Source organism: Halomonas sp. H2 (genome assembly GCF_050215315.1).
Taxonomy (GTDB): Bacteria; Pseudomonadota; Gammaproteobacteria; order Pseudomonadales; family Halomonadaceae; genus Vreelandella.
Map to the genome: position 1 here is coordinate 3,960,434 of NZ_CP189760.1, position 12,719 is coordinate 3,973,152.

General features: G+C 52.7%; 13 protein-coding genes and 1 pseudogene. 5 read left to right on the forward strand and 9 right to left on the reverse strand.

Translation table 11 applies throughout. The annotated features are described in order from the left end of the window. Window positions 1–298: 298 nt before the first annotated feature. The 4 genes and pseudogenes from ACQE2I_RS18400 to ACQE2I_RS18415 form a co-directional block, all read right to left on the reverse strand. On the reverse strand, window positions 299–1,129 hold the full coding sequence (locus ACQE2I_RS18400; protein ID WP_427029459.1) for a CsgG/HfaB family protein: 831 nt from the start codon (window positions 1,127–1,129) through the stop codon (window positions 299–301). A gap of 86 nt (window positions 1,130–1,215) precedes the next feature. Next, window positions 1,216–1,644 carry a curli assembly protein CsgF gene (locus ACQE2I_RS18405; protein WP_427029461.1) on the reverse strand — a complete coding sequence of 143 codons (429 nt, stop codon included), beginning with the start codon at window positions 1,642–1,644 and terminating at the stop codon, window positions 1,216–1,218. Continuing rightward, on the reverse strand, window positions 1,644–2,165 hold the full coding sequence (locus ACQE2I_RS18410) for a CsgE family curli-type amyloid fiber assembly protein (protein WP_427029462.1): 522 nt from the start codon (window positions 2,163–2,165) through the stop codon (window positions 1,644–1,646). The genes ACQE2I_RS18405 and ACQE2I_RS18410 overlap by 1 nt, the downstream gene beginning before the upstream one ends. Before the next feature lie 25 nt (window positions 2,166–2,190). Beyond that, window positions 2,191–2,583, reverse strand: a pseudogene (locus ACQE2I_RS18415) (LuxR C-terminal-related transcriptional regulator); the annotation flags it as partial. A gap of 79 nt (window positions 2,584–2,662) precedes the next feature. Between ACQE2I_RS18415 and ACQE2I_RS18420 the strand changes: the two are divergent. Continuing rightward, a protein-coding gene (locus ACQE2I_RS18420) for an IS3 family transposase (RefSeq protein ID WP_427029054.1) occupies window positions 2,663–4,230 on the forward strand; the annotation gives its coding sequence in 2 pieces (ribosomal slippage) (window positions 2,663–3,128 and window positions 3,128–4,230; 1,569 coding nt in all). A 31-nt stretch (window positions 4,231–4,261) separates the two neighbouring features. On the opposite strand, the gene ACQE2I_RS18425 is transcribed toward ACQE2I_RS18420, so the two are convergent. Continuing rightward, complete coding sequence (locus tag ACQE2I_RS18425; RefSeq protein WP_427029463.1) at window positions 4,262–4,570, reverse strand: hypothetical protein; 309 nt, start codon at window positions 4,568–4,570, stop codon at window positions 4,262–4,264. A 280-nt stretch (window positions 4,571–4,850) separates the two neighbouring features. Here ACQE2I_RS18425 and rdgB point away from each other — a divergent pair, with 280 nt between their 5' ends. The 4 genes from rdgB (at window position 4,851) to ACQE2I_RS18445 (ending at window position 8,313) form a co-directional block, all read left to right on the forward strand. Continuing rightward, entirely contained in the window at window positions 4,851–5,459 is a 609-nt protein-coding gene (gene rdgB, locus ACQE2I_RS18430; protein ID WP_427029465.1) for an RdgB/HAM1 family non-canonical purine NTP pyrophosphatase, read from the forward strand. Continuing rightward, entirely contained in the window at window positions 5,452–6,660 is a 1,209-nt protein-coding gene (hemW, locus tag ACQE2I_RS18435; protein WP_427029466.1) for a radical SAM family heme chaperone HemW, read from the forward strand. Before rdgB ends, hemW begins: the two co-directional genes overlap by 8 nt. A gap of 37 nt (window positions 6,661–6,697) precedes the next feature. Next, complete coding sequence (locus ACQE2I_RS18440) at window positions 6,698–7,378, forward strand: OmpA family protein (protein ID WP_427029467.1); 681 nt, start codon at window positions 6,698–6,700, stop codon at window positions 7,376–7,378. Window positions 7,379–7,467: 89 nt separating this feature from the next. Continuing rightward, complete coding sequence (locus tag ACQE2I_RS18445) at window positions 7,468–8,313, forward strand: 23S rRNA (adenine(2030)-N(6))-methyltransferase RlmJ (RefSeq protein ID WP_427029468.1); 846 nt, start codon at window positions 7,468–7,470, stop codon at window positions 8,311–8,313. Window positions 8,314–8,335: 22 nt separating this feature from the next. Here ACQE2I_RS18445 and mnmE read toward each other — a convergent pair whose 3' ends face one another. The 4 genes from mnmE to rpmH form a co-directional block, all read right to left on the reverse strand. Continuing rightward, complete coding sequence (gene mnmE, locus ACQE2I_RS18450) at window positions 8,336–9,706, reverse strand: tRNA uridine-5-carboxymethylaminomethyl(34) synthesis GTPase MnmE (protein WP_427029470.1); 1,371 nt, start codon at window positions 9,704–9,706, stop codon at window positions 8,336–8,338. A 125-nt stretch (window positions 9,707–9,831) separates the two neighbouring features. Then, window positions 9,832–11,523 (reverse strand): membrane protein insertase YidC, encoded by a 1,692-nt coding sequence (yidC, locus tag ACQE2I_RS18455; protein ID WP_427029472.1) that lies wholly within the window; start codon window positions 11,521–11,523, stop codon window positions 9,832–9,834. A gap of 121 nt (window positions 11,524–11,644) precedes the next feature. Further along, window positions 11,645–12,037 (reverse strand): ribonuclease P protein component, encoded by a 393-nt coding sequence (gene rnpA / locus ACQE2I_RS18460; RefSeq protein WP_427029473.1) that lies wholly within the window; start codon window positions 12,035–12,037, stop codon window positions 11,645–11,647. Between the two features lie 13 nt (window positions 12,038–12,050). Continuing rightward, window positions 12,051–12,185 carry a 50S ribosomal protein L34 gene (rpmH, locus tag ACQE2I_RS18465; RefSeq protein WP_088698236.1) on the reverse strand — a complete coding sequence of 45 codons (135 nt, stop codon included), beginning with the start codon at window positions 12,183–12,185 and terminating at the stop codon, window positions 12,051–12,053. Window positions 12,186–12,719 lie beyond the last annotated feature (534 nt).

Consider the following 12,719-nt stretch of genomic DNA (forward strand, 5'->3'; position numbering starts at 1 on the left):
AATATTTCCCTCTGAAACGGTTTGTATCAATCTGTATTACTTGTGTTGAGTTTGGACCAATTGAAAATTTTCGCTATCAGATGTTTTCTCATTTGTGTGGTGCATTTTTTAATGTTTTTACTGATCTAAATGATTAGATGTTTGATACTAAAAATAGTGAATTATTCAAATAAAAAACGGCCATGCGTTAAGGCATAGCCGTTACTACTAAAATAAAATTTTACCAGTTATTTTTATATTATTGTTTTAATAAATGGTTAATCCCTCACGTTTTCCCTAATAATATTGGCTAATAAAACTACAATAAAGGAATCGGTGCATCTAGGTAGTCTGACAATATGGTGTCTTGAAAATTAACGTTATTAGCTAGGCTCCAGAGATTATTATCTACCCCACGCGCTACTAGATGAATGACAGCAGACTCAATTGCTGACATTACCGCAAGTTGCACAGGTTCGTTAGTAGTAAGGCCTACCTCGGCCTCTAGCAACCGACGAAAATCGATAAAGCGATAAACGCCCGCTCGCATCTCTTTAGAGTAAATCGTTTTGGTCGTAGTAACGTTCGCCAGTACTTCCCCGGACGATATTTCAACAGCGCGTAAATTTACTGTCACTTGGTCAACCTGATACTGCCCCGACGCTCCAATGCCAAAGTACTCAGCGCCAGCCCCACCGGTTCGCACGTTAGATTCATAGGCGATAATACCGCCTTCTAGCATGACTGAGGCAGCTCTAAGTGAAGGCAGAGTATCAGCCTGGCCAAATCGCTCGAACTCAGCGCGAATAATACGTCTTTCAGTAAGCAGGTTTTGTAACCCCACGCGTTCAAGCGGTATAAACCAGCCAGAGTCAGCCAGCGCACCGGTAAGCATTGCCGCGGCACCTTGCGTTACCGCAGTAGAGAATGTGCTGGCGGGTGCGGGACGATATTGGCCGGTTTGATCGCGAAAATCATAAACGGAGACAAAAATACGTCCTGACGGTGACGGTAGCGAGACTAAGTCCTGATAGGTGGCGCCGCGAGGCGTGAGAGTTGCTTCTGCCCCTTCCAAGTTCTCAGATGTCGCGACCATCCCAGCACAGCCGCTAAGTAGACTAACCATGAGTAGTGCAGCGAGAGTTTTCATGATGATCCCCGTGAATAACACGTAGTTTTTTTAAGGCTGGCACTCAGCCTTGTTAAATTTTATTAGTTTTTGCAGCAGGAAATTAATCAGGGGTTGAACAAGCCACCCACGCTGATGTTGGTAATATCGCCGGTAACTTTATCGACGACTCTTACAATTAGTTGTCCGCCTTCATCGCGTACCACTACGCTGAATTCACCGCTATCAAACGCACCTTCATCGACTTGACCAGCGCCAACGTCACTGATTAGCTGTGATATTAGTCGGCTCTCAAGACTTTGAATCAGTCGTTCGGTCGAAGAAATGGATTCAATCCCCCTGGCATTGGGGTCGGTGTTGGTATCTTGCGATTGGGCTTTACCCAGCAGATAACTACCCATAAAAGGATCGCCACCAAACGACGGATTAAGCGGTGTGTAGATTAGCTCACCAGCGTTAGCTTGAAGGGTCAGCGTGCTTACTAGGATGGCCGTGGCCATAGTGCTACCCATTGATGTTTTGAGTGTGTTTTTCATTATCGTAGCTCCTCTTTTCCCAGGTCTTTGTCTGAGGTAAGCGCTGAGGCTAACTGGTGGCGCAGCAACGCTTCTTCGACGGTTTGTACGGCTTCCCCTGCGGCGCGGTCGGCTTCGCTAATTCTTGGGGAGAGCTGTGTACGGAAATACATTTGGTTGCCTTCCATCACCCAAATTTGGCTACCCCAGCGTGCATCTGGTCGCTCGTTGATAATGATGGTGGCGTTTCCGATAATTAAGTTATCCATGGCCCGCTGGCTAAAGGCGCGGTAGAAGGTTTTTCCGGCCATGGTGATCGTGCGATCCACCATGACACCGGTAAGCTCACTACCGCCGTTAGTGCTGCCCTGCACCTCGGGGCCATCAGGGCTTGAAAGCTGATTGATAGAGTCAATGGCCGCTTGCTCATTGGCTGGCAATGCATCGGCGGCAGTGGCTGGCTCGTTGGCCAACGCCATTGGCGCCGTTATCCACACCACGAGCGTGAGCATACCCATGGATAAACGATGTAATAGAGACATGGCTAATTAACCTTAAGTGTAAATACTAGCGGTGGCGCTGCAGGCTGCGCGCCGTTTCAATATTGGGCAAAATCGGGCCCAGGTTTTGATGGATCCAATTGAGCGCTTGAATACGGTTATGCACATTGATCTTGCGAAAAATGTTGTACAGGTGGGATTTAACGGTGTGCTCACTAACAAATAGCTTTTCAGCTATTTGCTGATTAGAGGATCCAACGCTAAGCAGTGAAATGATTTCCATTTCTCGATTGGTTAACCCACAGGCTGGACGGAAAGCATTACTTTGATATTTGCGATAAAACAGAATCAAACGGGCCATTAAATCCCGCGACATCCATAGCTCCCCTTCCAGTAACGCGTGGATGCCTTTACAAATGATCTCAAGGCTTTCGTTACGATAAAAAACCCCTTTTAACTGACCCCCAGTGTCAGGATGAGTGTCGCACCCTCTGATACCCTGTTCTTATAAACCGATCAGGGGGCGAAAGGAGACACTCATGCCTCGTTACTCTGAGGAGCGCCGGCAAGCCGTAGTGACCAAGCTGCTGCCTCCCCACAACCTCTCCCCGAAGGTGATCGCGGAGCAGGAAGGGATCTCGCTGGGCACCGTCTACAAGTGGCGCAAGGAAGCCCGCGCTGAGGGGCGGTGCCTGCCGGATGCTCTGGGCAAGGGCGCCGATGGCTGGTCGTCCAAGGACAAGTTCAACGCCGTGCTTGAGACCGCCTCGATGAACGTCCAGGAGGCTGCGGAATACTGCCGCCGCCGGGGCATCTATCCCGAGCAGCTGGAGCGGTGGCGCCACGACTGCGAGCAAGCCGCCAGCCTCTCCCAGTCAGAACGCCAACGTGAGGCCGACGAGGCCAAGCAGCAACGCAAGCGCATCAAGGCGCTGGAGAAGGAGCTCGCCCGCAAGAACGAGGCCCTGGCAGAAACCGCGGCGTTACTGGCCCTCAGAAAAAAGGCGAGGGCGATCTGGGGGGACGAGGACGCATGATCAGCACCCCAGATCGCCAACGCGCCATCGCGCTGATCGAAGACGCCCGGGCCCAGGGGGCCCGCCTGGACGCCGCCTGCCGCGAACTCGGCATCACCGCCAGAACATACCAGCGCTGGACGCGCGACGGCGAGCTACGCGAGGACCAGCGCCCTTTGGTCGACCGGCCGGTGCCGGCTAACGCGCTGACACCGGCCGAAGAGCAGGAGATTCTCGACGTGTGCCACCGCCCCGAGTACGCGAGCCTGCCGCCAGAGCAGATCGTGGTGCGCCTGTTCGACGAAGAGCAGCGCTACGTGGCATCCCCCTCGTCGTTCTACCGCGTCCTGCACAAGCACCGAGAAGTGGTGCATCGTGGCCGCGCCAAAGTACCTCAGCGCCGCGCCAAGCCCACGACCTACCAGGCCACCGCGCCGAACCAGGTGTGGTCGTGGGATTGCACATGGATGGGCGGTCCGATCAAGGGGCAGTACTACTACCTGGTGATGCTGCTCGACATCTATAGCCGCAAGATCACCGGCTGGGAAGTGTTCCTGGCCGAGTCGGCCCACAACTCCCGTACCGTGCTGGAGCGGGCGGTGCTGGCCGAGCAGATCATCGATCAGCCGCTGGTGTTGCATGCGGACAACGGCAGCCCCTTCAAGGGTGCGACGCTGCTGGAGAAGCTGCATGACCTTGGCATCACGCCATCGTTCAGCCGGCCGCGGGTCTCCAATGATAACCCCTACTCGGAGGCGCTGTTTCGCACCTGTAAATACCGGCCTTGCTACCCAGTTGATGGGTTCGCCACGGTCGACGACGCCCGTGAGTGGGTGGCCAGCTTCGTGCAGTGGTACAACCACGAGCATCGCCACAGCGGGATCCGCCTGGTGACACCGGCACAGCGACATGCTGGCGAGGATACTAGCGTGCTGGCAAAGCGGCATGCCATCAATCAGGCAGCGCGTGCGGCCAACCCCGCTCGTTGGAGCGGCAAGACCCGCAATTGGACGCCGATTGGCACCGTATCTCTTAACCCGGAGCGGGAGCTCCAGGTCACCGTCGCTGAACCGGAAAAACAGGTGGCCTGAATGATCTCAGAGGCGACAGATTTCTTGACAACTACCGCTGAGCGCATGACAGTGCCTCCAGCGCATGATCCATATCGTGGATATTGAAAGCGGCTAGGGGCGTTTTAGTTAATGCCTCAGGCAGCTTATCTTGCCATTCCGGCAAAGCATCAACGCCAATATGGTCGCTATCTATCAGTATCAACACGTTGCCTGAGGCAGAAATAGGCAGTGCCGAACTGGGTGAATGGAGGCTAATTTGGCACCCGGTATACTTGTTCAGGTATTCAGCGAATAGCTGAGCCTGAGGACTTTTTTCAGTAACGATATACACCGAACCGATAGACTTTTCCGGCGACATTGGGTAGTCCTCATGGTGAGAAAGAGTGAGTAGGTAACTCTTGCAGTGTTGACTATAAGATAACTTTCGTAAAGTTATGTTATTAAAAATATGGTAAAAAAATTAAGGCATGTGCCGAATAATTTTATATAAATAAATGAAATGTATAAAAAACAAGTATTTATTTTAAAATTATATTTTTTTAAGAAATATTAGAAAGATACATTTAGTAACGTAATGGCTGCTTTTGATACGTTCATTGAGCGCGTAAACTGATGCTCTAAAGCTTGGAGGGCGTGTCATGACCGCTGTTAATACTCTTGTTCTTGCCAGTGGAAACACGGGAAAATTAAGAGAATTCAATCAATTACTCTCGCCTTTGGGCTTTGATGTTCGCCCTCAAGCGGATTTTGGCGTCACTGAGGTTGAAGAGACCGGCCTGACGTTCGTAGAGAATGCGCTGTTGAAAGCCCGTGAAGCGAGCCTATTTAGTGGTTTACCTGCCTTGGCAGATGACTCAGGACTGGAAGTGGACGCTCTGCATGGCGCGCCAGGTATTTACTCGGCGCGTTACGGTGGCGAACCTAAAAGTGATGAGAAAAATAACCAAACGTTGTTAGAAGCGCTGAGTGACTGCGCGGAAGGCCAACGAAGCGGGCGTTATTGGTGCGTGTTGGTATATTTACGTCACCCTGAAGATCCGGTGCCGATTATTGTGCAGCGCAGTTGGGAGGGCGAAATACTGGCTCATCCGCGGGGCGATGAAGGGTTTGGTTATGACCCACTGTTTTGGCTGCCAGAACAGGGTATGAGCGTTGCCGAGCTGCCCAGTGAAAGTAAAAATCGCCTCAGCCATCGAGGGCGGGCACTGCGAGGGTTGGTAGAGCTATTGAAGGTGGCACATGGTTGATACGCTGCCGCCGCTTTCTCTTTATATCCATACACCATGGTGTGTTCGTAAATGCCCCTACTGTGATTTCAATTCTCACGAACCGGGCACTCATGGCTTTACGCCTCGGGATTTACCCGAAGCGGCCTACCTTGATGCATTGTTACAAGATTTAGACGGCGATTTGGCATTAGCCGCAGGGCGCGAGATTCAAACCATCTTTATCGGGGGTGGGACGCCCAGCCTGCTTTCGCCAGCATTTTACGCGCGGTTACTCACTGAAATTGAAGCGCGTTTGCCTTTTGCCAACCCTATCGAAATTACCTTAGAGGCTAATCCTGGCACCACCGAGCAGCAGCGTTTCATTGGCTATCGAGAGGCCGGTATTAATCGTCTCTCGCTCGGTATTCAAAGCTTTCAGCCTGCTCAGTTACACGCACTTGGGCGTATTCATAGCGGGCAAGAAGCGGTCACCGCTGTAACGCAGGCGCGCCAGGCGGGCTTTACCAATATTAACGTTGATCTTATGCATGGCTTGCCCGAGCAGACGCCTCAACTGGCGATGGATGATATTGAGCAAGCGCTCGCATTGGCGCCCGAGCACCTCTCTTGGTACCAGCTTACGCTAGAACCGAATACCGCCTTTCACTCCCACCCGCCGATATTGCCTGAGGAGGAGTCGCTCTGGGATATACAGGATAGCGGGCACCAGCTTTTGGAGCAGGTAGGGTTTAAGCGTTACGAGATTTCGGCCTACGCTCGCGCTGGCCATCAGAGTCGGCATAACCTTAACTATTGGCAGTTTGGCGACTATCTCGGGATTGGCGCTGGAGCCCATGGCAAGCTTAGCTACATTGATCAAAACGGTGAATGGTGTATTGAACGGCGCTGGAAGACACGCCAGCCGGATGCTTATTTAAAACGTATGAATGACCTGCGCGGCTTCGTCGCGGGCAAACAGCTTATAAGTGTCGACGAGTTACCACTGGAGTTTGCCATGAACGCACTGCGACTCACCGAAGGAGTTACGCTGAATACATGGCGTACCCATACAGGTCAGTCCGATGCTATGTTACTAGCGCGTTTACAATCCGCCGAGAAAAAAGGACTTTTGATGCAAATGCCTGAAAAACTGCGTGCATCGCCTCAAGGTCTATTATTCTTGAATGAGTTGCTGGCATCTATCTGTGGCGAAAGCTCAGTGAAAAGTGACCAGCGATGAATAAAAAGATATCCCGAAGACAAACAAGGAGTGAGTGATGCGTATTTCTCGACTACTGACACCGTTGGCAGCCGCCATTTTATTAGCAGGTTGTGCTAGCTCGGATCCTTACGGTGGCCAAACGCAGCGCTCAAGCACCGCGATGGGCTCTGGTATTGGTGCCGCGGTCGGTGCTGCTGCCGGAGCGTTATCAGGCGATGGTAGTACCAGCCGCCGCGATCGTGCCTTGATTGGTGCGGCCGTTGGCGCTGCTGCCGGTGCCGGTGTGGGCGTTTATATGGATCGTCAGGAACAACAACTGCGTGACAATCTGCAAGGGTCTCGCATTGAGATTGATCGCCGTGGCGACGATATTGTGCTCAATATGCCGAGCGGTGTTACCTTTGGCTTTGACTCAGCAGACCTGACCAGTGAAGCGCGTAACTCCCTTAATGAAGTAGCGAACGTACTCACCGAGTACCAGGACACTCGCGTTAACATTGCCGGCCATACCGATAGCACCGGTGAAGCCAGTTACAACCAGCAACTATCTGAGCGTCGTGCTCAAGCCGTGGGTGGTTACTTATCTCAAAACGGTGTCTCATCCTCACGTCTTAATACCTCCGGATATGGAGCCACTCAGCCTGTTGCCAGCAATGATAATGAGCAGGGGCGTGCTCAGAACCGCCGGGTAGAAATTACCCTCACCGCAACAGGAAATGCTCAAAGCCAAGGTTAATCCGCAATTGCTTTAATCTGGCTATTGCCGCCTAAAGCCCGCTATGCTCACATAGCGGGCTTTTTTCATTCACCTGCTGATGAGTCGCTATGCTGTCTTACCAACATGCTTACCATGCCGGTAATTTTGCCGATGTACATAAACATCTGATCCTTTACGCAGTGATTGATTATTTTTTACGTAAAAAAACTGCCATTACATATGTTGATACTCATGCGGGCCGAGGTCTCTACCCCCTTAATGCCCAAGAGACTCAGCGCTTGCAAGAGTATCGCGAGGGGATTTGGCCTGTCTGGCAGGCCCGCAGCGGATTTAATGACTCGTTGCTACGCGCCTGGCAAAGCGCGGTGAAAGACGCTCAGCCTATGCCAGAAACGTTGACTCACTACCCCGGTTCTCCTTGGTGGCTGAGTCACTCATTACGTGAACAGGACCAGCTACGGTTGTTTGAGCTGCATCCTGGTGAGCATGAACAGCTTAACGCCCAGGGATTATCCTCTCAGGCGCAGCGGGTGTTTGGAGATGGGCTGGCGGGGCTTAACGCGCTGTTACCCGTCACGACGCCACGTCTATGCGTACTCATTGATCCTAGCTATGAACGCAAAGTGGAGTACCAGGAGGTTGCTGAGACAGTGGCGTATACGCTGGAAAAAGCGCGCCACGGAGTGGTCTTGATTTGGTACCCGCTGCTGCCCGCCGGACACCACCACACTCTATTAGCGGCTTTGAAAGACAGCGGCGTACGCAAAATATGGCGTAGCGAGCTGCTACTGCGTACCCCTGGAGAGCAGGCTCATGGGATGTATGGTAGCGGTATGCTGGTGATTAATCCGCCTTGGGGGTTGGATCAACGCCTGGCCGCAGCGATGGAAGAAATCACACCGCTGCTTGGCGCAGAGAGCTACTATCAGGCGGAGTGGTGGGTAGAAGAGTAGCTGTGAAGGTAGTCGCTATTGGTTACTTCCCGATACAGAAACTGCCAAAAATCTCACCCAGCAAATCATCGGCGCTGAATTCGCCGGTGATCTCGCCCAAGGCCTGTTGGGCGTCGCGCAGGTCTTCCGCTAGCAGCTCCCCTGCGCCGTAGCCATCAAGCTGGGCACGACCGGTATTAAGTGCTGCCATAGCGCGATCAAGCGCATCCAGATGACGCCGACGGGCAGAAAAGCGGCCTTCAGTAGTGGCGGCAAATCCCATCACATCCTTTAGGTGCGCCTTTAAGTTATCCACACCCTCTCCCGTTTTGGCGGATAAACGAAGTGTCGGCGGGGCAGTGGATAAATCGAGTCCGGCAGGTTCTGCACTGGTATCTATTTTATTACGGACGAGCGTTAAGCGCTGTGGGTCGGGGAGGCGAGCCACAAATTCTGGCCAGATGACCATGGGGTCGGTGGTGGCAGTGGTGCTGGCATCCACGAGCAGCAGCACCCGGTCAGCTTTTTCTATTTCAGCCCAGGCGCGGGCAACGCCAATTTTTTCAACCGCATCGGGCGTATCGCGTAGTCCGGCGGTGTCGATGATATGCAGCGGCATACCGTCGATATGGATATGCTCGCGGAGTACGTCCCGGGTCGTGCCCGCAATATCCGTCACAATGGCGGTATCTTGCTCGGTGAGGGCATTCAGCAGGCTAGATTTACCCGCATTGGGCCGCCCTGCGATCACCACGCTCATTCCTTCGCGCAGCAGCGCGCCTTGACCTGCCGCCTGGCGTACGCCGCTCAGCGCCTGCTGTACGCTGTTTAAGTGCTGCGCCACATGGCCGTCGGCAAGAAAATCGATTTCCTCTTCGGGGAAGTCGATTGCCGCTTCCACGTAGACGCGTAGCTCTATGAGCCGTGTGACCAATGCAGAGACGCGCTTCGAGAACTCGCCCTGTAGCGAGCGCACGGCGTTTTCTGCTGCCGAGCGAGAGGTGGCATCGATGAGATCGGCAATCGCTTCGGCCTGGGCCAGGTCGAGTTTATCGTTTAAAAATGCCCGCTCGGAAAACTCACCCGGCCGCGCTAAGCGAGCACCCAAAGCCACACAGCGCTCCAGCAGCATGTCCATGATAATTGGGCCGCCATGGCCCTGCAGTTCTAGTACGTCTTCACCGGTGAATGAGTGAGGGCCGTTGAAGAACAGCGCGATACCTTCATCAATGCTGCCCTTAGTTCCCAGGAAGGGGCCATAATGGGCATTACGCGGCGCAGGGCAGTGCCCGATCATGGCCTCAGCGATCTTACGGCAGGCGGGGCCAGAAACGCGGATAATACCCACGCCCCCACGTCCCGGTGGCGTTGCCAATGCCGCAATGGTGTCAGGCGTATAGAGGCGTTCGGCCATGGTGTATCTCTTTTCAAATGGGCTGAAGTAACAATGGATCTGTCGTCATAGTGTGAATTTGTCGGCCTTAAAACGCCAGACCCCCGCACAAGGCGGGGGTCTGAAAGCGTCAGTCAAAAGGTAGACTACTTAGTCCTCATGCCTTTGCCGATACTTGGGTCATTTTCAATTTTGCGCGTAATGTAATACTGCTGCGCCACTGAAATGATGTTGTTGACCACCCAGTAGATAACCAAACCCGCCGGGAACCACAGGAAGAAGAAGGTAAAGATGATAGGTAACATCTTCATAATCTTCGCCTGCATAGGATCGGGAGGCGTCGGGTTTAGCATCTGCTGAACGAACATCGAAATGCCCATCAGAATCGGCAGAATGAAGAGCGGATCCTTCACCGATAGATCCTGAATCCAGAACATAAACGGTGCGTGGCGCAGTTCAACCGACTCTAGCAACATCCAGTAGAGCGCAATGAAGACGGGCATCTGGATCACAATAGGTAGACAGCCCCCCAGCGGATTGATCTTCTCCTTCTGGTAGAACTTCATCATCTCTTGCGACATTTTTTGCCGATCGTCGCCGTACATCTCTTTCAGGCGCTGCATTTCCGGGCCGAGTTTACGCATCCGGCCCATGGATTTGTAAGCTTTGGCGGAAAGTGGGAACAGCACCGCTTTGACCAGTACGGTTAATAGAACAATCGACCAACCCCAGTTGCCGACGATATCGTGGATATGGTCAAGCAGCCAGAATAGTGGGTTAGCAATAAACCATAACCAGCCGTAATCGACGGTTAAGCGCAGGTTGGGAGCGACTTGCTCCAGGTGATCCTGAACCTTTGGCCCCATATAAAGGGTGGCGCCTAAGGTGGCTTCGCTATCCGCAGCAACATTGCTGGTGGGACCAGCAAAGGCGACTACGTTACGGTCACTGGAATCGGTCGTGACGTAGTAGAGGTTCTGCTGATCCTGCTGAGGTGCCCATGCCGATACAAAGTAGTGCTGAATGATGGCAATCCAGCCGCCCTGCGCTTCGCGGTTTTCAAAGCTATGGCTTTGAATATCGTCAAAGTCGACTTTCTCGTAGCGCGCATCCGGCGTTGAGTAGGCAGCCCCCAAATAGGAGTTCATGCCCATCGAAACACCGCTTGATGGGTCGGGGCTATTGTCACGTGCTAACTGACCAATAAAGCGCGCACTCACCGGTGCGTCGGTGTTATTGGCGAGGTAGTAGTTGACGTTGACCGCATAGCTGCCGCGCTCAAAGGTAAGCCGCTTAATAACCTCAACGCCATTAACGTCGCCAGTTAGGTTAACGCTTAGCTCATCATCGTTATCGCTCAGGCGATACTCTGAGTTTTCCGGCGTGAAGGTGATACGGCTTGCCTGTCCATCAAGCTGGAGACCCGAGCGAGCCACGTAGCTACGGTTACTGTTATCCGATAACAGAACATAGTTACGGTCGGAGTCGAGGGAGAGTTTATGCTGCGGTAACGCGGCATAAACAATATCGCCACCGTGTGGATCGATACGCACATCAAGTACATCGGTGGTCACGGCAATGAAATCGCGGCTAGACGTTTCACTTTCGGTATCGTCGGGTATACCTTCACCCACCGAACTTTGCGGTGAAGAGGCGCTTGGAACGGCTAAGCCCCCTTCGCCATCTTCAATGTCGCTGGGTGTGACCGAGTTGCTGCGTTGCGTCGTTTCAGGCACTGAATCGTAATTCGGTTGCCCGTAATCCTGATTCCACTGGACAACTAACAAGTACGCAAGTACGGCTAGTGGAATCAGTAATAAAAGTCGTTTTACGTCCATGAGGGTTCTGCCCGCTGGGTGGTGAACATACTAATGGCGCAGTATCATTTACTCGACCCTTGACACACGAAAGCCTGCCAGACGGCAGGCCGAGGTCGAGCGGCGAAGTGTGCACCAAAGGTCACGTGTCACGCTCTGGCGTTGGTGCTGCGATCACCGCCGGTGCGTCACGCTGAAGTCGCTTCCACATGCCATGTAACTGGCGATGCAAGGTATCGTTATCAATATCCTGAACGCCACGCCGAGCAAGTACCACTATATCCACAGAGGGTAAGTGATCCTGGCGAAGGCGAACGGACTCTCGAACGAGACGCTTGAAACGGTTGCGATCTACGGCGCGCTTGACATTTTTTTTGCTAACCACTAGTCCAAGGCGGGGATACCCCCGGGTACTCAAGCGAACTAACGCCATCATACCTTTGCCGTGCACTTTCAGGTCAGCTTGCTCAAACACGTGACTAAAATCCCCAGCATTTAGTAACCGTAATTGCCGGGGAAAGCCTTGCTGCGGCACACGCAATCCGAGATCAGGCGCTCAGACGCTTGCGGCCCTTGGCACGGCGACGTGCGAGGATGGCGCGACCGTTTTTGGTTGCCATACGAGCACGGAAGCCATGCGCGCGCTTGCGCTTGAGAACGCTAGGTTGAAAAGTGCGTTTCATAACTCGTTATTCCCACGTGGTTTAGGACGGAAAGTGAATTCCAAAAAGCCCGGTCGAGTGAGGAACTAGCCGGGGAGATTCAATTCAAGACCGGAAATTGTAGAGGCTTCCTTCGCTGGGTGCAATTTTTACTTGCATAAAAAGCCTTATCACTCCGCCGGCAGATTGTTCGATACAGTGAGAGTAGCTATCAATGCAGTCATTATTATTACTAATAAGTAGTTCTAAACCTGTTGTTATTAATAGTGGGGATATTATTTGTGGATAAGCTGTTTAAATCATTATTTATCAATATCCTATAGCAATAAAAAATCTGTGTGTAAGTGCCGTATAAGCAGGCTATAAGCTGTTGGCTAGATGTGGTTAACCGGTTTGTAAGCCGCTCTTTTTAAAATTGTCCACTTCCTTCCACAGGGTTGTCCTGTGGGCTTACCGCAAGTTGTCCACAGGGCAATATTGAGACCTAAAACCGTGTGGATAACCGAGGCTTTGGGCGCTACAATGGTCGGCCGTTTTCAACCGATGGTGAGATGA